The sequence below is a fragment of the Leclercia sp. 1548 genome, from assembly GCF_050435045.1.
Lineage (GTDB): Bacteria > Pseudomonadota > Gammaproteobacteria > Enterobacterales > Enterobacteriaceae > Enterobacter > Enterobacter adecarboxylatus.
This window is the reverse complement of sequence record NZ_JBNDJP010000001.1, coordinates 474895-499772: the sequence shown is the minus strand read 5'-3', so window position 1 is coordinate 499772 and position 24878 is coordinate 474895. Positions and strand designations below refer to the sequence as shown.

Here is a 24878-nt window from a genome sequence, read left to right as displayed (position 1 = left end):
GGACATAACACACACAATGAACTCCGAGACCCAGATGAAGCCACGCCAATATACGCTTAATACCGGTAAAACCCGTATCACTCTGCAGGCCGGGCAGACCAACATTCACAAGGCTGCGCCGGGTGAAACTTACCGGGTGCTCAAGCGCCAGGGCGAAAATGATCAGGAAAAGCTGGCCGATGACGTAGTCGCTTCGCGTCACGGACAAGATCTGCAACTGGACTATGCCGATGGGACCTCGTTGACCCTGCAGGACTGGTTTACGCAAAGCGATACCAGCGTAACCCTGCCTGCTGATGGCACATCTACCCAGGTGATGACGCCAGCCAGCACCGAGGGGGCGGCTTTGGCCGACGGCAGTCATGTGTTCTATGCGCACGGTTCTCCCGATGCGCTGGCCAGCATGACCTCAGGCCACCCGGGGCTGGATCATATCTTATCCGGCCTGCAAAATGGCACGGCAGGGTCGGGCCATCCGATTACCTACCTTCCTCAGTCGCATTCTTACGCGGGTTACCTCGCCGGCGCACTCGGACTGGGTGGCGTGGTCGGGGTTGCCGTGGCAAGTGGTCACAGTGGGGGTGACAATGGCGGCAAGCACGACAACGGTGGGGGTGAACCCGCTGTAGAGAACGCCGTCCAGCTTAATTTTGTCGGCGGCCCGGCGCTCAGCAGTAACGATTTGAATGTCGAGATTTATCAGGCCGATGGCAAAACGTTGATTGGCACGGGAACGCTGGGGCCAAACGGCTCAGTAACCGTGTCTGCTGGCAGTTACAGCGGCGTCGTTATCGTTAAGCTCGTCAATAGCGGCGGCGCGGCTGACTACCTGGACGAAGCGACAGGCGCGGGTAAAGATCTCTCTGCTCAGCTCTGGAGCATGGGCGTTATCTCCGGAGACAACAGCACCCTCGTTCTCAATATTAACGTGTTGACAACCCTCGCCTACACCAAGGCCCAGGAAGCCATGGGCGGCACGCCTGACAGCCCTGCGACCCTGAACGCGACGCAGGTGGTCGACACGTCCGCTGCCATCAGCAACCTGTTAGGTGTGGATGACATTCTGAACACCACGGTTATCGCAACCAACGGCGGCAGTTATGACGCGACCGATGGCCTGAGTGCCGGTGAAAAATATGGCCTCCTGCTGGCGGCATTCTCCGGCGCGGAAGCCAATGCCGGAGCGTCCACCCAGACCATCCTTGACACCGTCATTGCCGGAATTACACTCGGCAGCAGTAGCAGTCTGTCCGATGGGGTGCAGTCGTTGCTGATTAAAGGCGCAGCGGCCGCTACTGACACGTCCAGCGGTCTCAGCCTTATTATTGACACCCATGCTCCTGTTTTCAGCAGTTCCAGTACAGCCAGTGTGGATGAAAACATCGGGGCAGGCCAGGTGGTGTGGACTGCTGTCGCGACTGACCCCAGCCCATTTACCTACAGCCTGAGCACCACCGGCGATAGCGCGCTGTTCAGCATCAATGCCTCCACCGGCGCGGTCACCCTGATCGGCAACCCGGACTTCGAAAACAAAGCCAGCTACAGCTTCACAGTGGTCGCCACCGATGCGGCCGGGAATGCCAGCAGCCAGGCGGTCACGCTGGCTGTCAATAACCTCGACGAGGTGGCTCCGACCATCACCAGCGGCACCACCGCCACGGCGATCGACGAGAACAGCGGCGCGGGCCAGGTGATCTATACCGCCACGGCCACCGACACGGCGGACATCAGCGGCGGTGTCACCTTCTCGCTCCAGCCGGGCAGCGACGCGGGCCTGACCATCGATCCGGTTACCGGCGCGGTCACCCTGAGCGGCAACCCGGACTTTGAAAGTAAAGCCAGCTACAGCTTCACCGTGGTCGCCACCGATGCGGCCGGGAACCACAGCAGCCAGGCGGTCACGCTGGGGATCAACAACCTCGACGAGGTTGCCCCGACCATCACCAGCGGCACCACCGCCACAGCGATTAACGAGAACAGTGGCGCGGGCCAGGTGATTTATACCGCGACGGCCACCGACACGGCGGACATCAGCGGCGGGGTGACCTTCTCGCTGAAAGCGGGCAGCGATGCGGGCCTGACCATCGATCCGGTCACCGGCGCGGTCATCCTGACCGGCAACCCGGACTTTGAAAGCAAAGCCAGCTACAGCTTCACCGTGGTGGCTACCGATGCAGCGGGCAACCACAGCAGCCAGGCGGTCACGCTGGGGATCAACAACCTCGATGAAGTCGCCCCGACCATCACCAGCGGCACCACGGCTGCGGCGATCGACGAGAACAGCGGCGCGGGCCAGATCGTCTACACCGCCACGGCCACCGACACGGCGGACATCAGCGGCGGGGTGACTTTCTCGCTGAAAGCGGGCAGCGACACGGGCCTGACCATCGATCCGGTCACTGGCGCGGTCACCCTGACCGGCAACCCGGACTTTGAGAACAAAGCCAGCTACAGCTTCACCGTGGTGGCTACCGATGCAGCGGGTAACCACAGCAGCCAGGCGGTTACGCTGGGGATCAATAACCTCGATGAAGTCGCGCCAACCATCACCAGCGGCACCACCGCCACAGCGATTAACGAGAACAGCGGCGCGGGCCAGGTGATCTACACCGCCACGGCCACCGACACGGCGGACATCAGCGGCGGGGTGACTTTCTCGCTGAAAGCGGGCAGCGACACGGGCCTGACCATCGATCCGGTCACTGGCGCGGTCACCCTGACCGGCAACCCGGACTTTGAAAGCAAAGCCAGCTACAGCTTCACCGTGGTGGCTACCGATGCAGCGGGTAACCACAGCAGCCAGGCGGTTACGCTGGGGATCAATAACCTCGATGAAGTCGCGCCAACCATCACCAGCGGCACCACCGCCACAGCGATTAACGAGAACAGCGGCGCGGGCCAGGTGATCTACACCGCCACGGCCACCGACACGGCGGACATCAGCGGCGGCGTCACCTTCTCGCTCCAGCCGGGCAGCGATGCCGGCCTGACCATCGATCCGGTTACCGGCGCGGTCACCCTGACCGGCAACCCGGACTTTGAAAGTAAAGCCAGCTACAGCTTCACCGTGGTGGCTACCGATGCGGCGGGTAACCACAGCAGCCAGGCGGTCACGCTGGCTGTCAATAACCTCGACGAGGTGGCGCCAACCATCACCAGCGGCACCATCGCCACGGCGATCGACGAGAACAGCGGTGCGGGCCAGGTGATTTATACCGCCACGGCCACCGACACGGCGGATATCAGCGGCGGCGTCACCTTCTCGTTGAAAGCGGGCAGCGATGCGGGCCTGACCATCGATCCGATCACCGGCGCGGTCACCCTGACCGGCAACCCGGACTTTGAGAACAAAGCCAGCTACAGCTTCACCGTGGTGGCCACCGATGCAGCGGGCAACCACAGCAGTCAGGCGGTCACGCTGGGAATTAACAACCTCGATGAAGTGGCTCCGACCATCACCAGCGGCACCATCGCCACCGCGATCGACGAGAACAGCGGGGCGGGCCAGGTGATCTACACCGCCACGGCCACCGACACCGCCGACATCAGCGGCGGGGTGACTTTCTCCCTTAAAGTGGGCAGCGATGCCGGGCTGAGCATCGATCCGGTCACTGGCGCGGTCACCCTGACCGGCAACCCGGACTTTGAGAACAAAGCCAGCTATAGCTTCACCGTGGTGGCCACCGATGCGGCCGGGAACCACAGCAGCCAGGCGGTCACGCTGGCTGTCAATAACCTCGATGAAGTCGCCCCGACCATCACCAGCAGCACCACGGCTGCGGCGATCGACGAGAACAGCGGCGCAGGCCAGGTGATTTATACCGCCACGGCCACCGACACGGCGGATATCAGCGGCGGCGTCACCTTCTCGCTGAAAGCGGGCAGCGATGCGGGCCTGACCATCAACCCGGTTACCGGTGCGGTCACCCTGACCGGCAACCCGGACTTTGAAAGCAAAGCCAGCTACAGCTTCACCGTGGTGGCCGCCGATGCGGCAGGGAACCACAGCAGCCAGGCGGTCACGCTGGCTGTTAATAACCTCGACGAGGTGGCTCCGACCATCACCAGCGGCACCATCGCCACGGCGATCGACGAGAACAGCGGCGCAGGCCAGATCGTTTACACCGCGACGGCCACCGACAACGCCGACATCAGCGGCGGGGTGACCTTCTCGCTCCTGCCGGGCCGCGATGCGGGCCTGACCATCGATCCGGTTACCGGCGCGGTCACCCTGACCGGCAACCCGGACTTTGAAAACAAAGCCAGCTACAGCTTCACCGTGGTGGCTACAGATGCAGCGGGCAACCACAGCAGCCAGGCGGTCACGCTGGCTGTCAACAACCTCGATGAAGTCGCTCCAGCCATCACCAGCGGCACCACGGCCACGGCGATTAACGAGAACAGCGGGGCGGGTCAGGTGATCTACACCGCCACGGCCACCGACACCGCAGACATCAGCGGCGGGGTGACTTTCTCGCTGAAAGCGGGCAGCGATGCCGGGCTGACCATCGATCCGGTCACCGGCGCGGTCACCCTGACCGGCAACCCGGACTTTGAAAACAAAGCCAGCTACAGCTTCACCGTGGTCGCCACCGACGCGGCGGGTAACCACAGCAGCCAGGCGGTCACGCTGGAAATTAACAACCTCGACGAAGTGGCCCCGACCATCACCAGCGGCACCACGGCTGCGGCGATCGACGAGAACAGCGGGGCGGGCCAGGTGATCTACACCGCCACGGCCACCGACAACGCCGACATCAGCGGCGGGGTGACCTTCTCGCTCCAGGCAGGCAGCGACGCGGGGCTGACCATCGATCCGGTCACCGGCGCGGTCACCCTGACCGGCAACCCGGACTTTGAGAACAAAGCCAGCTACAGCTTCACCGTGGTCGCCACCGATGCGGCGGGTAACCACAGCAGCCAGGCGGTCACGCTGGGAATTAACAACTTCGATGAAGTGGCCCCCAGCTTCACTACCGGCAACAGCAGCGATAGCTATGCCAGTGCCACGGTGAACGTGGCCGAGAATACCGCCGCCAGCACCGCCATCTATACTGCGCAGGCGAATGATAATGACGCCGCCGACGGTGGCGAGCACGTCACTTACAGCCTGGCTGACGAAAATGGTGCCGCAGACGCCCAGTATTTCAGCATTGACGCTGTAACGGGGGCGGTCACCTTTAAGTCCAGCCCCGACTATGAAGGTGCCCACGCGCCTGCATACACCTTTGCAGTCGTCGCCACTGACGCAGCCGGTCACACAACCCGCCAGACCGTCACTGTCAATGTCACCGATGTGGACGAAATTGCCCCCACAGTCACACTCGATGGAAGCTCTACGGGGCCTGTGATGTTGAATACAGCGCCCCTCAACACGTATCTCAACGGTTATGACACTACCGCGCTGGGTGACGGCACCTTCCTGGTGACATGGGCAAGCAACAACAATGGCAACCTCGGGATCTATGCCCAGCGCCTTAGCGCGCAGGGTGTGGCGATGGGCGATCCGGTACAGCTCGCATCAGGCGCAACCTATACGGTCATGAGTTCTTCAGACAGTATCCTCAGCGTCACCGCCCTTAATGATGCAGGGGCTTACGCCGTGGCCTGGATCGGCAAGGACGGCACCAGCAGTTACAGCAGCATCTTTGCGCAATCGTTCAACGCTGACGGCACTCCACTATCCGCAGTCGCGCAACTTGATGGGGTTGCTTCTGCACATGACCTCGCCCCGCAAATCGCGACGCTTGCCGATGGCGGCTATATCGTGAGCTGGTCCATCAACAGCGGTGGCATTTACGTGCAGCGCTTTGACGACACTGGCGTTGCAGTAGGCAACACCGTGCCACTGGCTGTGTCCGGCTCTTCTGGCAACGCCAGCCCGCAGGTCACCGTGCTGGACAACGGCAGCTATGTGGTAACCTGGCAGGGCTATACCACCGGCGACTATCACATCTACGTGCAGCAGTTCGACGCCACAGGCAACGGCACCACGCCTGTGATGCTGGACGCTACGACGGGAACCAGTAATAGCTACGAAAACCTGCCACAAATCACGGCGCTGGCTAACGGCGGCTATGTCGTCACCTGGTCCGGCTATAACTACAGCGGTTCGAACTACAACAACAGCACCTATGTGCAGCAGTTCGATGCCACAGGCTCCAGGGTCGGCGGCATTGTCGTACTGGACGGCTCAAGCAACGCCAATAACGGTGGCAGCTATACCTATCCGTATGTCGCAGCCCTGGCCGACGGCGGCTACGCCATCACCTGGATGGAATACGACAACACCAACGGCTACTACAATTACAAGGTTTATGTACAACAGTTCTCTGCTGACGGCAGCAAAGTGGGCGCTACCGTGCAACTGGACGCTCCGCACAACAGTACGAGTAACGACCGTGATCAATTCCCGCGCATCACGGCGCTGGGGGATGGTGGCTACGCCGTCACCTGGATGAGTATTGGCAGCTCGAATTGGGACATCTATGTGCAGAAATTCAATGCCAGCGGTGTCGCGGTAGGCGATATGGTGCGACTGGAAGCTTCCGGCGGTGCGAGTGACCTCTATCCACAGGTCACTGCCGTCGGTGCAGACGGTGAATACATGGTGACATGGTACGGTTACAGCCCTGGCAGCGGCGTTTCTGGTTACCACCTCTACGTGCAGAAATTTAATGCCGACGGCAGCACTTACGACAACCTGGTCGTACTGAACCATGACGGCCTGGCCACCGTGCAAAGCACCGAAACCGGCACCGTCTATCTGGTCAACGACAATGTCGTGGTCAGTCAGCTCAGCGACATTACTGGCGCCGCCAGCGACCAGTGGGCCAGCACGGCCGTGATCGCAAATACCAGTGCATCGATCTCCGCTGCCAACCTTGCTGACGGCACCTATCACGCCTGGGCTGTTGATGCGGCAGGTAATCTTTCTGTCATTTCCGGCCGCAGCGTGGTGGTGGATAACACCGTGCCTGTCTTTACCAGCGCGACCACAGCCGCCGACATTACCGACAGCACCGTCGCTGGCGATACCGTGTATACCGCTGCCGCCACCGACGCGCACGGCGTCACCTACAGCCTGAACGACACCCAGCACTTCCGCATCAACGCCAGCACCGGCGTGGTGACACTGATTTCCAGCCCGGGCCAGGCCAGCGGTGCGCAATTCATTGTCACCGCCACCGATGCCGCCGGCAATCAGACCACGCAGACCGTCACCTACAACGTCGTCGATACCACGCCGCCGGGCGTCATGCTCGTCAGCGACGCGGACGGCGTGGAGAACAGTGGTGAGATGGTCATCGTGCAGAGCTCCGAGGCGGGCACGGTATACCTGGTCAGCGACAGCGTGACGGTGACGGATCTGAACAGCCTCACCAATGCTGCCGACAACCTGGTGAACAGCGTTGCCGTCGCGGCTAACGTCGGCACCGTGCTGGCCCTGAACGGCCTGGCCGAAGGGACTTACCACGCGTATGCCGTGGATGCGTCCGGCAATGTCTCCGCTATCTCCGGCAGTAGCGTGACAGTGGATAACACTGCGCCCGTCATCTCCGGTGGCGCAACGGCTAACGGCACCAGCCTCACCAGCGGCGCAGCGGCAGGCACCCAGGTGTACGACGCCAATGCCAGCGACGCCCACGCCATCACCTACAGCCTGGACCAGGACAGCCTCGCCTGGTTCGACATTAATGCCGCCACCGGTGTCGTCACGCTGAACAGCGCCGCCGTCGCCGGTAGCTATAACCTGGTCGTGACCGCCACCGATGCGGCGGGCAACCACAACAGCCAGACCGTCACCGTTGAGGTCGCGCCAGGCAACAACCTTGATGGCATTCCGATGGTCTCGGGCAGCACCACTGACACCTCCACCGAGATGATTGTCAACGTCGGCCTGGAGAAGCTGAGTAACGGTTACACGGTCGTCGAGTACATGCGGCAGACCGGCGGTGACTATATCACCTGGGATCCGACCGGCGCGCTGTACGACGGCGTCGTCAGGGTGCTGGACGCAAGCAACAACGTCGTCAAGACCCTGGACATCAGCATTCCCGCTGGCTACACCATGCTGGATACGCAGATCAAGGCGCTGGCCAACGGCGGCTTCGTCGTGGCCTGGTCGCAGGTGGATGCCCTTAGCTGGACTGACTTTAGCGTCCACTACGCGATCTACGACAACAGCGGTAACCTGCAATCCAGCGACACGCTGGCGTCGCCAGGCTCCGGCGTTACCATTGCGGCGCAAAGCAGCGCGAATGGCGGTGATTTCGCGATCGCCTACCAGACGATGGGCAACGGGACCGACCAGCAGGAGGCCATCTCGGTCTTCCACTACAACGGCAGCGGATCCAGCTTTACACCGGGAACGCAGACCCTGATTGGCGGCAATGACGCGAGTCAAAACTTCGGCGGCGTTGCCAGCCCGGCCGTCCAGTTGATGAAATTCCAGCTGACGCCAGGTGTGTTGACGGCGCTGAGCGATGGCAGCTATGTGCTGGCCTCCGAGGTCTACGACTGGATTGGCACGCCGGGTCAGTCGGCGACAACCACGCCTATCGGTGCCTTCATCTTCAAGCTCGACGCCAGCGGCACGCTGACCAGTTTCGACAGCGGCACCACCTGGCAGCGCGTTAACTGGAATGACGAGCAGGGCTCGCCGACTAACGTCATTGCTTTCGACGGCGGTTTTGCCGTCTTTAGCCAGGAATACCGCACCGCGGCCTGGGAGGTCACGCTTTACAACAACAACGGCACGCTGATCACCACCAACATACAGAGCAACACTGTCCATAACATGGGGACCCAGAGCTATCACGCCGTGGACGTTGGCGCGATGGACAAAACGCTCCATGACGAGCTGGCGTGGATCGGCAATGGCTCTGTGGCGGCATCGGCCACGGCCTACGACAACGGCACCGATCTGGTGTTTGTGTTCCCTGACGGTAACGGCGGCTTGAGCCAGGTCACTATCTCCAAAACCACCGGCGAGCTGACCAGTGACGTGACCGACACCGGTATCACGGTGCCTCAGGGCGGGCAGTTGTATAACCCGCGGATCGTTTCCGATGGCGCAGGCGGCTATGACATCACCTATTCTGTGCTGTTTGATGCCGACACCAGCGATGGCAGCAAGAGCGGCTACGCAGTGGGCGGTATCTACCAGATCGGCCTGAATGCCGGTCCTGCTCCGGTGTTACCGACAGTGACCGATGCCCACATCGCCATCACCTCTACGCCAGGTGGTGCAGATGGCATGACCTACAAGGTCGGCGACACCGTCACCGCCGTGTGGGACAACTCGGCCAGCGGCGACGCCAATACCAGCGCCGTGACCAGCGTTACCATGGATTTCAGCCAGTTTGGCGGCAGCACCTCGGCGACGGCTTACGACGACGGCACCCACGGCGATGCCATCGCAGGTGACGGTAAATTTACCGCTCAATACACTGTCACCGCCGGTGCCCTTGACCATGTAGCCGGTCGCAACGTCGCCGTCACGGTCACTGCGGCGAATCACACGTCTACCACGACGGCGGACAGCACCGGCCTGACGGTCGACAGCACTGCACCTGTACTCACCAGCAGTACGCCGCAGGACAATGGCGGCAGCATTGCCACGGGCGCTAACCTGACGCTGACCTTCAGCGAAGATGTGCTGGCCGGCAGCGGCCATATCACCCTCGTTAATGAGAGCGACAGCAGTCAGAACAAAGTCATCGACATCACCGACAGCTCGCAGGTCAGCATCAGCGGCAACACGGTGACCATCGACCCGACAACGGACCTGGCGGCAGGTGCAAACTACCACGTCCAGATCGACAGCACTGCGCTGCACGACACGGCGGGCAATGACTATGCCGGTATCAGTTCGTCTACGGGGCTGAATTTCACGACCGTTTCCGCCTCGACCGCGGATCCGTCCATCGTGGTGTTCGACCTGACGACGGGCCAAAGCTCAGATCACAACGGGCGTGTCTTTGATGCCAATACCGCGTACACCATCTATATCCGGGTCAACAGCGATTCCCACTCGCTGGTTGGGCTGGATAGCAATGAGATGTGGTCGGGCGCGCAGAATCTGGGCATAGACGACAAGATTGTGCTGGTGGGCACGGGCAGCGAAGTTAAGGGTGACTTTGGCAACGCAGTGTCGGGGATGCGCGGTGGGAATTCCATTAATTGGCTGGCGGGATCCTCTATTTCGTTTTCCTCTTATAACGTCGCAGGCGTTGACGCAAGCGGCAAATTCTATCGGGATGGTAATAACGTGGATCTCTGGAACGGCTCCTGGGCCGCGAACCCGAATCAGGACAACGGGTTTGCTCAGGCGTATCTACAGGCGATGCCTGCTGGCGTCCTCACCTCGCAAGGGCTGGCGATGCCATGACAGGTTCTCTGACGTTGCTACGCCGTCTGGTGGAAATGCAGCAGTTCGACGCGCTGCATGAAGCCTGTTATAGCCTGCCGGTGATTTCACCGGCAGAACAGGTGCTGCTGGCCCTGGCCCAGGCCCATCTGGGCCAGCCAGAGACGGCCCGCCAGGCGTTGATGGCGCTGGACCCGGCTACACTGGAGGTCGACGCCCGCGTCGACCTGGCCGCCGTACACCTGCGGCTTGGGGAATGTGACGCGGCACAGGCGTTGCTGGAAGCCACCCGCCCAGAGGCACCCGACCACGCGCTTCTGCTGGCGCGTCTGGCGGCCTGTTATGTGCAGCATCAACGGGGGGAGGAGGCCATCCCCCTGTATGAATGCAGCCTGCGCCTGCAACCCCGTATCGCCGTCTATCAGCCACTGCTGCGCCTCTACCTGCAAAGTGAGGCGTTGCCGCAGGCCGAGGAGACGCTGGCTGCCGCTGACCTCTTCTGGGCAGGCGAAAGGGAGCACTGGCCCGCATCGCAGGCGGCTTTGCACGACCAGCAGCTGCGCGGCCTGCGTCTGGAACTGTGGCTGGCCCGTGATGACTTCGTCAGCGCTGACGCCTGGCTGGACGCACGGCATGCTGAGCTGGCGGAGGACGATTATTGCGGCCTGCTGACCGGTTATGCTCAGCGTCTGGCCGAGCGCGGACGCCATGCCCAGGCCGAGGATGCGCTGCGCCGTGGTCTGTGGCATTACCCGGACCATACGGATTTGTACCAACAGCATGCTGAGCTGGCGGAGTTACAGGGGCGCCTGCCTCAGGCCTTGGCGCTACTGAACCGTGCCCTTCATCTGGCCGGACAACAGCAAAAAATGACGCTTCCGTTGCGCCTGAAGCTGGCCAGCCTCGCTACTCAGGGTTATCCGGCGCTGGCACGTAAGATGGCCCAACAGGCTATCGAGGAGGCCGGGGCGCTGACGCCATCACCTGAGATGGACGCGGCGCAGATCGGCCAGTGGCTGGCGCAGGCGCAAGTGGCACTCGCCGGGGTGGATGCACAGGAGCAACACTACACCGACGCGGAGGCGCGATACGTCGACATCCTGCAAGCCCATCCGCACCTGGTGCCCGCGCTACAGGGGCTGGGGCAGTTATATATGCAACTGGGGCGCATCGACGAGGCTGTCGCGCTGTTCGGGCAGGTTTTGGCTGTCGATCCGGCACGTGGTCATGCAGCATTGATCAATGCCCGACGTTTTCCGCAAGACGAAGAGACGTTGATTCGCCTGGAAACCCTGGCGCGACAACCTGGCCTGTTCGGCCCGGTGCAGCCTGGATTGCTGCTGCAACTTGCGGCAGCCTGGGAAAAGCGCAAGGACTACACCAAAGCCTTCACCCTGGCAAACGAAGCCAATGCCGCCAGCCGCGCATTGCTACGCTACGACCCGGTTGCACACCGGCAAGGCAGCGCGCGTATCCGTCATGCTTTCAGCCGTTCGCTCTACGAGCACCGACGCAGCATCGGCAATGATTCAACGCTGCCCGTGTTTGTACTGGGTATGCCGCGTTCCGGTACTACCCTGGTCGAACAGATTCTGGCGGGACACAGCCAAATCCACGGCGCGGGCGAACTGGGGGTGATCCCCAGTACGATCGCCCGCCTGGAACGCTGGGAGCGTCATACGGGGTCAGGACGCCATTACCCGGACTGTGTGGACGATCTGACTGCGGATGACGTCGCAGGTATCACCGCCAGCCTGCTCAAGGAACTGCGGGAAACCTTGCCAGAAAACGCGGCCGAGATCCGGCATGTGGTGGATAAGCTACCGCACAATTTCGAGAACATTGGTCTTATCAAACTGCTGTTCCCGAACGCGAGGATAATCTCAGTGCGACGTGATCCGCGCGATATCGCTATCTCCAACTACTTTACCGACTACGCGGCCAGACACGGTGGGATGGGCTTCGCCTATGACCTGCAGTGGATCGGTGAACAGTTGGCTGACCACAACCTGATGATGCACCACTGGAACCAGCTGTTCCCGGGTGACATTCTCGAGGTGCGCTATGAGGACGTGGTCTCTGAGCCGGAGCGAGAGGCGCGTCGTATGCTGGATTATGTGGGGGTGCAATGGGAACCGCAGGTGCTCGATACCTCTGAACTGGACAGGCCGGTCAAGACAGCCAGTGTCTGGCAAGTGCGTCAGCCTATCTATCAGACGGCGCGTGAACGCTGGCGGCGTTACGCGGACTTTCTGGCGCCGCTGATTGCAGGAACGAATGCGAAGATCGTGCATGAGCCTGTTGAGATGGTGAGCCTGCCAGTGCCGGGTATGCAAAGCGAGGGTATAGCGCGCTATCGTCAGGGGAAGCTTGATGAAGCCGAGATGCTCTTTAAACGCCTGCTGCACCACGTGCCCGAACACGCTACCGCGCAGTTTATGGTGGGCCTGATATACGTGCGTAAAGGGCATCTGGCTGAGGGTATTGTGCACATGGAAAAGGGATACGAGGCATGCCCGTGGAATCTCAACTGGCGACGCGATCTGGCGCAGGCATACGAATTAGCGGAGCAGCCGGAAAAAGCACAGGCGTTAAGAGCGGGCCGCGTTGGTACGGATGACAGCGTGGCGAGCGCAATGGATATTGACCAGGAGGATGCCCTTCCTCTGGGCTTTTCCATTCGCACCTCCGCGACGGCACCGTATTAATGAGCATCGGGATTCGCAGTCACGGGTGCCCGCCACGCCCCTAAAAGTAGGGCAGGGGCGATCACTGCGAACAGGTAATCCGGTTTCCGGGTTAGACTAAAACGGGAGCCAACAGGCTTCCGTTTTTTTATAGGCACTATGATGCAAGACCATGGAGGAGAGACCATGATTGACGAAGCATGGCTTCAACGATTGCGTGCAGGGGACGTCTCCACGCTGACACCAGCGACGCTGGCGGAACTTGCCGCCGAGCTGCTCTCCTTGCGCCAGGAGAACGCCCGGCTGAAACAGCGGTTAGCGACGGAAGTGAAACTCCCCTATACCAGCGCCAGCCCGGTGTGCGATATCGAAGCGGGCTACGCCGCAGGCGTCACGGACTGCAAAGAGGCGATACGCCGGGCCGGGTTTTTGATCGAAGGGGACGACTAGAAGGAAGTACCCGGCGGAATGCCGGGCCTGCTCACGTTAAAACCAGTTAAATTTGTCAGAAAGAATCAACAATAACGAACTGGCACAAACAAGATTAATGCAGATCACGAATCTACTGGAAACGTTCATGTCTCAACACCATTCTGGCTATGAATGAAATGTGCTGATAAGCGTAATAGCAAATAGCGGAACGATCAAATCACGCGGGCAGGGCAAAAAAAGCCCACATAAAGTGGGCAAGAAATACTGGAAGCAATGTGAGCAATGTCGTACTGAATACCTGAGTGATTTGCTCAACTATTCAGTGTTGAGAAAGATAATGTTTCTCATTAACGATTACAACCCCAATTTTTGTGCGGAAGGCCGGTTTCTCACTTTTTTCTTAAATTTCTCTCGTGATGGGTATCACAAACTTGCAATTCTGAATCCTGTGCTAAGCTTTGTGTGTATTTGATTTGACGACAAAAACCATACAGAGAGGAAAGCAGCTATGGGAATCATATCCTGGATTATCTTTGGGCTTATCGCGGGTATTCTGGCTAAGTGGATCATGCCGGGCAAAGATGGCGGTGGATTCATCGTTACGGTCATACTGGGTATCATCGGTGCCGTCGTGGGCGGCTGGATCAGTACCCTCTTCGGTTTCGGCAGAGTTGATGGTTTCAACTTCGGCAGCTTCATGGTCGCGGTGATTGGTGCACTGGTTGTGCTGTTTATCTACCGTAAAGTCAGAAGCTAAACCGACGCTTCAGACAAAAAGACCGCCTAAAGTGGCGGTCTTTTTGCATCGTTTACCACCAGCCCAGTTGGCTACCGGCGACGGCTGCGATGGCGACAATCAACATTATAATGGTTGTTTTTCTCACTTATCCCCCAGGCGCAGCGTAACCGCCGACAAAAAACCACGTTAAAAAGATGACCGCCGTGATAAAAATCACGATCGGGAACAGAATACCAAGCCGCATGCTACCACCTGTCCTGAAATGCAAAACCCGTCAAGTGTACGGGGTTAATCAATATTGAGAAAGGGCGTTTTGAGTTTGCCTTTCTTATCACTGTACATGGCGGCATCGGCTGCCCGCAGCGCGCTGTCGGCATCTATTTCGGCAGGATCCACCTCAATTACCCCCAGGCTGGCGCCCGGATAGACAAGATGCAGATCTCCCAGCCAGTACTCACCGGCAATTTGCGCGCTCAGCTGCGTTCTCACCAGGGTTAATGAGGTCTGCTCGGCGCTCTCCCGATCCTGACTCAGGCAGGCCACCAGAAACTCGTCGCCGCCGAGTCTGCCCACGATATCATCGTCGCCGCGTCCATCATTCAGGCGCTTGCCCACCTCAACCAGAAACCGATCGCCCGCCTCATGCCCAAAGCGATCGTTAATCAACTTAAAATCATCCAGATCGATGTAGGCGATGATGGCGTTGCGGTTCAGATGGCGCGCCAGCGAGAAGAGGGTAGTGAGGTTCTCGAAGATGGCGCGGCGGTTCGGCAGGCCGGTCAGGGCATCGGTATAGGAGTAAGCGATCAGCGCGGCGTTGGCTTCGCGCAGCTGCCTGACCAGCGACTCCTTCTCGATGTACTGCGCGATAAGTCCGGCGAAAAGCTTTAAGACGTGCTCGCCGCGTTCGCTCAGTTGATGCTTGCTGGAACTGGCGGCGCACAGGGTGCCGTACAGGGTACCATCCGTCAGATGAATGGGTATGCTCATGTAGGTGGTGATGCCCAGCGCGTGTGCTGCATCACAGTCGTCCCAGTGTTCGGCCACGTTATTGCTGAAGAAACAGTTGGAATCGATCGCCCGCTTACACAGGGTCTCGCCCCAGGGAACGCTCAGCCCCTCCGGGATCTCCATCTTTTTGCTGTTTCGGGCATACAGAATATGCTGCAGGCGGGCATTGATATCGATTTTGGTAAGGTAGGTCGACTCCATGTCGGTGACCACTTCAAGCATTTCGAGCAACTGACGCACCAGGCTCTCAAGCGATTGCTCAGTGCTGAGCGTTTCTGAAACACGGGCAAGAATAATATCCGACATGACGCTGCACAACTCCCCTACAGAAGACCTCTGTACCTGTCTGTATTGCTGAAAGATTCGACTGCGGGTAGTAGAACACGATTTAACAACATTTCATATATTCAGGCGCGGAACAGCAAATTCTGGCGGGTAAAAAAAAGCCCCGGCACGGGCCGGGGAAATACATCTTGATTAAGGAATGATGTTCTCTGGTCAAGGTGAGAACAGCGCCATTCTGGCATTGAAACATGGCCTCATGATGAAGAAATAATGGAGAAAGGATCACCCCTTCACCCTGGTGACACGGCGTTTTGGCTGAGATACACTTCGCACTAAGATTATTCCTATGTATTCAGCAGCCAATTACGAGGACATATGTTTCAGTTAAACCCGGGCAGCCTGGCGATGATTATCGGTGCCCGCACGCCAGCTGGGCGTCGCAATATCGGAAAATCCGTTGAGTTATTCAGCCTCTGCCAGCCGGGGCAGCGTTTTCTGAACCCCGTCAACGGGATCGTGACAGAACTGCCGCCAGGCGCAGAGCGGGCCTTGTGGCTGGTAACCGGGGATGTGTTTTCGTTTGATAACCAGCTGGGCTTTGCGTTTGTACGCCCTGAACATCTGATGCCGCTCACGCCTGAAGAGGCGCCAGAAACCCTCGACGCCTTGATGCTGGATTGATTCAAAGCTGACGCAGCCAGTCGGCTAACACCTGCGCGTGATTCTGCTGCCGGTCTTTCGCCCCATATAGCAGCGTCACGGTCTGTTCGTCTGCAAGGCGGGCAATGCGCCGTCCTTCATCCTGATGCAGAACAAGCTCCTGACGATAGGCCTCGCTGAAGCTGGCAAAGTCTATCGTCTCGCTGTGAAACGCTTTGCGCAAATCGCTGGAGGGGGCCAGAGTCTTACACCACTCGTCGCAGGATAACGCCTCCTTTTTTACCCCCCGCGGCCAGAGCCGGTCCACCAGGATCCGGTAGCCATCCGCTTGAGTGGCCTCGTCATACAGTCGTTTACATGTAATCATTTTCCCGCTCCTTTTCCTGTCGCTGTAACGCTAAGCTGTTTTCGCCCACTTATTTTAAGGTGTTGTGATATCAATGGAAGATCGGTAGTCTGAGGCGCCTTATGTTACTTGATATTTGTCTGGCATAAGGATCTCTCTATGGAACTCTCCGCGGTAAAAAATACCCTCCGAATTGCGCTGGTTGGTGACTACAATCCTGACGTGCTGGCTCACCAGGCGATCCCGCTGGCCATTGATGATGCCGCAGCGGTGCTGGAGATCACAGCCGACTACGACTGGCTGGCGACCACCGAATTAACCAGCCCGGAAGATCTGGTGGGCTACGACGCTATCTGGCTGGTTCCGGCAAGCCCCTATAAAAATGCTGCAGGCGCGTTTATTGCGGCACGCTATGCCCGCGAAAACAGCGTGCCGTTTCTCGGCACCTGCGGTGGCTTCCAGCATGCGTTAATTGAGTATGCCCGTAACGCCCTGGGCTGGCAGGATGCGGCGCACGCGGAGACCGATACCGAAGGCCGCATGGTGATTGCCCCGCTGACCTGCTCGCTGGTCGAAGTCAGCGACGCTATTGAACTGCGCGCCAACACCCTGATTGCCAGAGCCTATGGTCAGGAAGAGATCGAAGAGGGTTATCACTGCAATTACGGCGTCTCGCCTGAGTTCGCGCAGGCGCTGGAGAAGGGCGATATGCGCGTCACCGGCTGGGACGCGCAGGGTGAGATCCGCGCCGTAGAGCTGGTGACGCACCCGTTCTTTGTCGCCACACTGTTCCAGCATGAACGTGCTGCGCTGGCGGGCCGACCAGCCCCGCTGGTGCAGGCTCTGCTTCGCGCCGCACAGAAGTACTAAAAGCTGGCTTAGCCGGAGGTGATCTCCCGATCGCGTCCGGCAAGGATCCCACAGATGGCCATTACCACTGATACCAGTCCACAGGCCAGCAGCGGGATGCGCCAGTCACCGTTGGCATCGTGGATTTTGCCCATCAGCGGCGGCCCACAGGCGGCCAGCAGGTAGCCCACCGATTGCGCCATCCCGGAAAGGGCCGCGGCCTGATGTGCCGAGCTGGCGCGCAGGCCAATAAACGTCAGGCCGAGGATCATCGTGGCCCCGGATCCGAAGCCAAAAATCAGCGTCCACATCACCGCCAGATCCGGCATAAACCACAGCCCCGCACTGCTCACCGCACACATCATCGCCGACAGTCCGGCTACGCCACGTTGATCCTTCAGCCGAAGCAGGATCAGCGGCACCACAATGCCCGGCGCGGCGGTTGCCAGCTGCAGCAGCCCGTGCAGGGAACCGGCTTCGGTTTCGCTGTAACCATGGCTTTGCAGGATCGCCGGCAGCCAGCCAATAATCACGTAGTAAATCAGCGAGTTGATCCCCAGAAACAGCGTCACCTGCCAGGCCAGCGTCGAGCGCCAGATGCCCCGGCTTTGCAGCGCACGCGAGCCGCTCAGCGATCCGGCAGGGCGCTGGCGCCACTGCGGTAGCCACAGGAGCAACGCCAGCAGAGGGAATACCATCAGCATCAACAGCGCACCGTGCCAGCCTGCGCCGCTCAGGGCAAACGGCACCACCAGCGCCGAACCAAGCGCCGCGGCTGCCCCCATCGTCAGGGAGTACGCCCCGGTCAGTTTCGCCACCTGGCCGGGGAAATCACGCTTGATCAGCCCCGGCAACAGCACGTTACCAAGAGCAATCCCGCAGCCAATCACCGCGGTGCCGCCAAACAGCAGCGCGGCAGAGGGGAGGGAACGCAGGGCGATCCCGGCGATGATCAGCAGCAGGGCGATCATCAGGCTGCGCTCCATGCCGATGCGGCGGGCAAGACCGGCCGCCAGCGGCGAGATCAACGCAAAGGCCAGCAACGGGAGCGTAGTAAGCAGCCCCGTCTGGGCAGTGGTCAGGGCATAATCAGTGCGGATGGCATCCAGCAGCGGTGCAGCACCGGTAAAAGTCACCCGCAGCGAGGTGGCAATCAGCAGGATCCCGGCAATCAGCAGCGCACGCTGTTTACCGGCAGGTGAAAGGGCAATAGTCATTGTTTTCTCTTACATCGAAATGAATCCACAGGATACGCATTTTCAGGCCGGTTGAAATCAAGCTAAAATGACAGATTATCGCTAATATCGGACAACATGATGATAGGCCTGGGCCTTGAAGGCTACGATCCCGACAGCCAGCATGACGCCGCAGTGGCGTTTCACGTGCGCGTGGTGGCAGACGAGCAGCGCATCCCCCTGCATCAACACCGGAAAGGGCAGCTGATCCTTGCCCTGCATGGGGCGATCACCTGCGAGGTGGAAAATGCGATGTGGATGGTGCCGCCGCAGTTTGCGGTCTGGATCCCCGGGCAATTGCCGCACAGCAATAAGGCCACACCCAGCGCCCGGCTCTGTTTTTTATTTATCGAGCCCGGAGCCGTCACCTTGCCGGATCGCTGCTGCACGCTAAAAATTTCACCGCTGGTGCGGGAGCTGATTCTGACCCTGGCGGAACGCAGCCCGGGACACCATGAGCCCGCTACCCGGCGGCTGGTGGAGGTGCTGTTTGATGAACTGCCCCGTCAGCCGGAGGAGCAGCTGCAGCTGCCGGTCTCCTCGCACCCTAAAATTCGCCTGATGAGTGATACCATGGCCGCATCCCCGGCGGAACGGCAGACGCTGCACCAGTGGGCGCACCATTTCGCGATGAGTGAGCGCAATCTTGCCCGGCTGGTGGTGAGTGAAACCGGGCTTAGCTTTCGCCGCTGGCGGCATCAGCTCCAGCTGATCGTGGCCCTGCAGGGGTTGATCCGCGGTCAGTCGGTGCAGCAGGTGGCCCAGGAGCTGGGTTATGACTCCACCACCGCGTTTATCACAATGTTTAAAAAGGGGCTGGGTCAGACTCCCGCGCGCTATATTGCCAGTCTGGCTACGACTTCCCGATAAACAGCGATACCAGCCCGGCGGCAATCAGCGGGCCGACCGGCACACCGCGGAACAGTGCCACCCCCAACACCGTGCCCACCAGCAGGCCGGCCACCAGTGTAGGCTGGGAACTCATCAGCGTGACGCCGCGCCCGCCCAGCCATGACACAAACACACCCACGGCGATGGCAATTAACGATTTCCAGTTCATAAAGGCGTGGATCAGCGTGGAGGCCGGCAGGGTGCCGCTGGCAATCGGTGCCATCACGCCGATGGTGAGGATAATAATCCCGACGGTCAGGCCTTGCTTTTCGATCCACGGGAAAAAACTGCTGAGCGGCGTTACGCGGACGATGATCAGCACCAGGATAGAGATGGCCACCGTGGTGTTGTGGCTGACAAATCCCAGCGCCGCCAGGCCCAGAAGAATGAGCAGGGTAGGGTCAAACATATTGTATTCCTTGCCAAAATAAAAAAAGTAAGCCTGCTTACTTTACGCCCTGGCACGCCGGTAAAAAGGCTTTTCTACAAAAAAATGTCTGATTTGGGCGATTGCCTGAAGACGCTGAGCGATATGGCCTTTCCCGGCCTACGCTGCCCTTAATCCTCTAGCTCCCTTAAACCTCGTTTATCTCTTAAACCGTTTAAACCGTGAAAGCCCGTTGACAGATAATTGGAAACAATCATTCCATATCTTTATTAGTAGGCTGCTATATAATGTTTTCATTCGCTGACATTTTTTGAGTTTTAATCAATTATGATTTTGGTTGTTATTAATTTATTGTCATGGAGGGTTCTGTGAACAGAAAGTTTAAAGAAATTGATGATACTGTTCGCAGTTTGAATCAATCCACAGATGCGCACTTTAGATGGTTAGTAAAAATATTACGATTTATCGACAGTCGTAATGTCGATTTACCTGAGATAAGCAGTGACGAAGCCCACCTGCATTGCGAGTTTGGCCACTGGTTGAATACCTGTTTACTGGAAGAGCGGGAAGACACTAATTTTTTACTGGATATTAACAAAAAACATATTCGCGTTCATCAGGCGTGCCGTAATCTTATTTCCGCCATTGAACAGCATCGTCAGACCAATGACGTTTTTAACCTTTTCGAAGAATCCTTGCTGGCGTTTACCGAAGCCCTTACCCACTATAAAGTTCACCTGCTGCAGCTGCGTACCAGTTATGACGCGCTAACCGGCCTGCCGCTGCGACGCATTCTCGATGAGTCCTTCGCCAGCATGAATAAAGATTTGGGCGCGGATGGCCTCTATTTATTATTACTGGATATCGATCACTTTAAGAAAGTGAATGATAATTACGGCCATCTTAACGGGGATATTGTTCTGCGTTCGCTGGCCCTGAATATCAGCAATAATATTCGGCGCTCTGAATCGATGTATCGCTATGGAGGTGAAGAGTTTATTGTTGTTCTGCATGCCAGCAACGATCAGGATGCGGTGGCCATTGCCGAACGCCTGCGCCGTGACATTGCCCGGCTTGAAACTATCGCCGGGGAACATCTCATTCGTGTTACCTTCACCGGCGGATTAACGCGCATTCATGAAGGAGAGTCGCTCCGGGAAGTGCTGGAGCGGGCAGATATTGCGTTATATACCGGCAAGAAAAGCGGCCGAAATTGTTCCCAACTGATTAACCGGCAATTGCAAACGCAAAAGTTTTGCGATTAGAGAGAATAAGCCAGTGAGCGGTTAACTGGCTTAATTATGGCGTCAGGGCGTGAGTTGCGCCCATATCATCATTCTTAAAATTTCAACTGTTTCTGCTCCTCTTATTCTCTTCATCCAGCGTTGTTCCCTCCCGCTTCGCCCGGCAATATTTTGACCCTGATTTACGTGCCTGCTCGTCACCTGCTTTCGTTAGCGAAAGGATTCACTTTACGGCGGTACTCCACGAAACCCCTTGCTCAGGCTCAGAAATGAAAAAAGTACGCTTTGCTCCCCATCCGCTGGCCCTGTCATTGCTGATGACGATCTCCGGCTCCGCGATGGCGACAGAACCTACCAGCGCGCCCGTAGACGATCAGGATGTGATCACCGTGACGGCGCCCGTGCTCTCTCCGCTTAACGTGGTGACCTCACCGAAAACCCCGCGGCAGCCCGTACCGGCCAGCGATGGCTCCGATTACCTGAAAACCATTCCCGGCTTCAGTCAGATCCGTAACGGCGGCAGCAACGGCGATCCGGTGTTTCGTGGCATGTTCGGCTCGCGTTTGCGCCTGCTGACCAACGACAGCGAGATGCTCGGTGCCTGTCCGTCGCGGATGGATGCGCCAAGCTCGTACATCTCGCCGGAAAGCTACGATCTCCTGACGGTGACTAAAGGGCCGGAAACCGTACTCTGGGGGCCGGGCAACTCTGCCGGGACGGTGCGCTTCGAGCGTGAACCGCCGCGCTTTGACAGCGCGGGCGTTAAGGGCGATGCCAGCTTCCTTGCTGCCTCAAACGATCGCTTCGATGAGAATGCCGACGTCAGCTTTGGTAACGATCAGGGCTATGTGCGTCTGAATGGGAATAAATCGAAGTCAGGTGATTACAAAGACGGCAACGGCGATCGCGTGGCCTCGAAGTGGGACAAGTGGAACACCGATCTCGCCATCGGCTGGACGCCGGATGCCGACACGCTGCTGGAGCTGTCCGCCGGGCAGGGCAATGGCGACGCCAGCTACGCCGGGCGTGGTATGGACGGCTCCCAGTTCAAGCGGGAAAGTCTGGGCCTGCGCTTTAAGAAAGAGAATATCGGTAAAGTCTTCGACTCGCTGGATGCGAGCATCTACTACAACTACGCCAACCACATCATGGATAACTACTCCATGCGCTCTCCTGGCACCCCGGATCCTGACGCCATGAACGGGATGTCGATGGGGTCGATGGACATGTCGATGCCGATGGAGAAACAGGTCGATCGCCGTACCGTCGGCGGCAGGATAATGGGCACCTGGCTGTGGTCAGATTTCCAGCTGCAGAGCGGGGTGGACATGCAAACCAACACCCACCGCAGTAACGACGATGACGAGGATAAAGGCTGGCAGGAAGATGCCCGCTTCCACGATTACGGTACATTTGGCGAGCTGACGTGGAATGCGACCGAGTTAAGCAAAGTGATCGGGGGGGCGCGTCTCGATAAGGTCGAGGTGGATAACTACACCGGCATCGGCAGCGACAGCCGGCAAGATATCCTCCCGGCGGGCTTTTTGCGCGTGGAGCATAATCTGGGCACCATGCCGGGCATGGTCTACGCCGGGCTGGGCTATACCGATCGTTTCCCGGATTACTGGGAACTGTTTTCACCCACCTACGGGCCAGATGGTACGTCGGACGTGTTTGATCATCTGAAACCGGAGAAAACCACCCAGCTCGATATCGGTGCCCAGTACAAAGGCGAGCGCACCACCGGCTGGATCTCGGCCTACGTCGGGCGCATCAACGACTATATCCTGTTTATCTACGACCCGGACGACAGCCACGTCAGCCAGGCTGACAACGTCGATGCTACCATCATGGGCGGCGAGATGGGGGCTACGTATAAGCTGAGCGACCGGTGGAAAACCGACGCGACCCTTAACTACTCCTGGGGCCAGAACACCGACGATCACCAGCCGCTGCCGCAAATGCCGCCGCTGGAAGCGCGTCTTGGCCTGACATGGGAGAAGGGCGACTGGAGTTCTACCGGGCTGCTGCGTATGGTCAGCCCACAACATCGGGTGGCGATGAACGAAGGTAACGTGGTCGGGAAAGATTTCGATCAGAGCGCCGGGTTTGCGATCTTCTCTGCCAACGCATCCTGGAAGGTGAATCAGTACCTGAAGTTGAGCAGCGGGGTGGATAACCTGCTGGATAAGGACTACAGCGAACATCTAAACCTGGCGGGGAACAGCAGCTTTGGTTACTCCTCTGATACCCCGGTGAATGAGCCTGGCCGCACCGTCTGGGCGAAAATGAACGTCACCTTCTGAGGCTAACGTAACACCGCCGGTCAGTGACCGGCGGTGGAGTTAACTGTTGCTGGTGGCCGATTGCTTATGGAACAGCTCCCGGAAGACCGGGTAGATGTCGTCCTGATCGCGAATGTGTTGCATCGCGAAGTTATCGAACATCGCTTGCAGATGCTCGTACTCACGCCACAGCGTCTGGTGGGCGCGGCGGGTGATCTCGATATAACTGTAGTAGCGCACCACCGGCAGCAGTTTTTTCGCCAGAATTTCATGGCACAGCGGCGAATCATCTGCCCAGTTGTCACCATCTGAGGCCTGGGCTGCATAGATGTTCCACTGCGCAGGGTCGTAACGCTCCTTCACTACCTCATCCATCAGCTTGAGGGCACTGGACACGATAGTCCCCCCCGTCTCCTGCGAATAGAAGAACTCATGTTCATCCACCTCTTTCGCCTGAGTGTGGTGGCGAATATAGACCACTTCCACGTTCTTATAGGTTCGGCTCAGGAACAGATAGAGCAGAATATAAAAGCGTTTGGCCATATCCTTGGTGGCCTGATCCATCGAGCCGGAAACGTCCATCAGGCAGAACATCACCGCCTGGCTTGAGGGTTCGGCACGTTTTTCGTAATTCTTGTAACGCAGGTCGAAGGTGTCGATGAATGGCACGCGCTCAATTTTGGCGCGCAGTTCGGCTATCTCTTTACGCAAACGCTCTTCTTCGAGCAGCTGCGCCGGCTCGCTGTTCTCCACGCTATCCAGATCGGCTTCCAGCTCGCGAAGCTGACGTCGTTTGCCCGCCGTCATGGCGGTACGGCGCGCCAGGGAGTTCTGCAATGAACGCACCACACTGATGTTGGCCGGTACGCCGTTGGCGGTATAGCCAGCCCGGTGCGTTTTATATTCATTCAACTGACGGTGCTGATTCTTCTTCAGATTCGGCAGGGCCAAATCTTCAAACAGCAGGTCCAGGTACTCATCCTTGGAGATCTGAAACACAAACTCGTCCTGACCTTCCCCGTCCGGGCTGGCCTGGCCCTGACCACTGCCGCCGCCGCCACCGCCACCACCCTGCGGGCGTTCGATACGATCGTTCTGAATGAAATGGTCGTTGCCGGGATGAACGCGATGGCGCAAACCGCCGCGTCCCTGATGAAACATCGGTTCGCTAATGTCGTCCGTTGGAATGGAAACGGACTCCCCACTGTCTACGTCGGTTACCGAACGCTTGTTAATGGCCTCGGAGATCGACTGTTTGATTTGCGCTTTATAACGGCGCAAGAAGCGCTGGCGGTTCACCGTGCTCTTGTTTTTGCCGTTAAGACGCCGGTCAATAAACCAGGTCATATGCCCCCCGTACTGCATTTGCCAACTTTATGCTGCGGCGCAGGGCCGGATGCGCGCTGCTTATCCGGCCTACGGTTCGCATCTTATGTAGGCCCGGCAGCAACGCG

Annotated in this window: 16 protein-coding genes; 9 read left to right on the top strand and 7 right to left on the bottom strand. The window is 58.8% G+C overall.

The genetic code is table 11. The features are described 5' to 3' along the window. The first annotated feature begins 34 nt into the window (after window positions 1–34). From ABIE02_RS02480 to ABIE02_RS02470, 3 genes are all read left to right on the top strand, one after another. Window positions 35–10393, top strand: a complete 10359-nt coding sequence (locus ABIE02_RS02480) for a beta strand repeat-containing protein (RefSeq protein ID WP_429211235.1) — start codon at window positions 35–37, stop codon at window positions 10391–10393. Then, window positions 10390–13080: a sulfotransferase gene (locus tag ABIE02_RS02475; protein ID WP_336994741.1), complete on the top strand. Its 2691-nt coding sequence runs from the start codon at window positions 10390–10392 to the stop codon at window positions 13078–13080. The genes ABIE02_RS02480 and ABIE02_RS02475 overlap by 4 nt, the downstream gene beginning before the upstream one ends. Before the next feature lie 165 nt (window positions 13081–13245). Then, window positions 13246–13509 carry a hypothetical protein gene (locus tag ABIE02_RS02470; RefSeq protein ID WP_032617668.1) on the top strand — a complete coding sequence of 88 codons (264 nt, stop codon included), beginning with the start codon at window positions 13246–13248 and terminating at the stop codon, window positions 13507–13509. Between the two features lie 36 nt (window positions 13510–13545). On the opposite strand, the gene yncL is transcribed toward ABIE02_RS02470, so the two are convergent. Continuing rightward, window positions 13546–13638, bottom strand: a complete 93-nt coding sequence (gene yncL / locus ABIE02_RS02465; protein WP_071886459.1) for a stress response membrane protein YncL — start codon at window positions 13636–13638, stop codon at window positions 13546–13548. Between the two features lie 361 nt (window positions 13639–13999). Between yncL and ABIE02_RS02460 the strand changes: the two genes are divergently transcribed. Further along, a complete protein-coding gene (locus tag ABIE02_RS02460; RefSeq protein ID WP_032617669.1) occupies window positions 14000–14248 on the top strand; it encodes a GlsB/YeaQ/YmgE family stress response membrane protein in 249 nt (82 codons plus the stop codon). 127 nt (window positions 14249–14375) lie between these two features. Here ABIE02_RS02460 and ABIE02_RS02455 read toward each other — a convergent pair whose 3' ends face one another. Beyond that, window positions 14376–14474: a YoaK family small membrane protein gene (locus ABIE02_RS02455; RefSeq protein ID WP_032617670.1), complete on the bottom strand. Its 99-nt coding sequence runs from the start codon at window positions 14472–14474 to the stop codon at window positions 14376–14378. Window positions 14475–14518: 44 nt separating this feature from the next. Continuing rightward, complete coding sequence (locus ABIE02_RS02450; protein WP_059308207.1) at window positions 14519–15547, bottom strand: sensor domain-containing diguanylate cyclase; 1029 nt, start codon at window positions 15545–15547, stop codon at window positions 14519–14521. A 354-nt stretch (window positions 15548–15901) separates the two neighbouring features. On the opposite strand from ABIE02_RS02450, the gene ABIE02_RS02445 reads away from it, so the two are divergent. Further along, window positions 15902–16207: a hypothetical protein gene (locus tag ABIE02_RS02445; RefSeq protein ID WP_032617672.1), complete on the top strand. Its 306-nt coding sequence runs from the start codon at window positions 15902–15904 to the stop codon at window positions 16205–16207. 1 nt (window position 16208) lies between these two features. Here the strand turns inward: ABIE02_RS02445 and ABIE02_RS02440 are convergent, their stop codons facing one another. Continuing rightward, window positions 16209–16553, bottom strand: a complete 345-nt coding sequence (locus ABIE02_RS02440; RefSeq protein ID WP_150870574.1) for a DUF488 domain-containing protein — start codon at window positions 16551–16553, stop codon at window positions 16209–16211. 138 nt (window positions 16554–16691) lie between these two features. Here ABIE02_RS02440 and ABIE02_RS02435 point away from each other — a divergent pair, with 138 nt between their 5' ends. After that, complete coding sequence (locus ABIE02_RS02435; RefSeq protein WP_032617674.1) at window positions 16692–17402, top strand: CTP synthase C-terminal region-related (seleno)protein; 711 nt, start codon at window positions 16692–16694, stop codon at window positions 17400–17402. Window positions 17403–17410: 8 nt separating this feature from the next. Here the strand turns inward: ABIE02_RS02435 and ABIE02_RS02430 are convergent, their stop codons facing one another. Next, complete coding sequence (locus ABIE02_RS02430; protein ID WP_336994740.1) at window positions 17411–18598, bottom strand: CynX/NimT family MFS transporter; 1188 nt, start codon at window positions 18596–18598, stop codon at window positions 17411–17413. Window positions 18599–18697: 99 nt separating this feature from the next. Between ABIE02_RS02430 and ABIE02_RS02425 the strand changes: the two genes are divergently transcribed. Next, a complete protein-coding gene (locus ABIE02_RS02425) occupies window positions 18698–19486 on the top strand; it encodes an AraC family transcriptional regulator (RefSeq protein ID WP_059309122.1) in 789 nt (262 codons plus the stop codon). Here the strand turns inward: ABIE02_RS02425 and ABIE02_RS02420 are convergent. Next, the gene (locus ABIE02_RS02420) at window positions 19470–19916 is read right to left on the bottom strand and encodes a DUF441 domain-containing protein (RefSeq protein ID WP_032617676.1); all 447 of its coding nucleotides are present in this window, start codon (window positions 19914–19916) and stop codon (window positions 19470–19472) included. The genes ABIE02_RS02425 and ABIE02_RS02420 overlap by 17 nt on opposite strands. Before the next feature lie 347 nt (window positions 19917–20263). Here ABIE02_RS02420 and ABIE02_RS02415 point away from each other — a divergent pair, with 347 nt between their 5' ends. Both ABIE02_RS02415 and ABIE02_RS02410 read left to right on the top strand, forming a co-directional pair. Then, window positions 20264–21160: a diguanylate cyclase gene (locus ABIE02_RS02415; protein ID WP_336994739.1), complete on the top strand. Its 897-nt coding sequence runs from the start codon at window positions 20264–20266 to the stop codon at window positions 21158–21160. A gap of 248 nt (window positions 21161–21408) precedes the next feature. Continuing rightward, on the top strand, window positions 21409–23445 hold the full coding sequence (locus tag ABIE02_RS02410; RefSeq protein WP_336994738.1) for a TonB-dependent copper receptor: 2037 nt from the start codon (window positions 21409–21411) through the stop codon (window positions 23443–23445). A 39-nt stretch (window positions 23446–23484) separates the two neighbouring features. On the opposite strand, the gene ABIE02_RS02405 is transcribed toward ABIE02_RS02410, so the two are convergent. Beyond that, window positions 23485–24771, bottom strand: a complete 1287-nt coding sequence (locus ABIE02_RS02405) for a YeaH/YhbH family protein (protein ID WP_032617680.1) — start codon at window positions 24769–24771, stop codon at window positions 23485–23487. Between the last annotated feature and the right edge of the window lie 107 nt (window positions 24772–24878).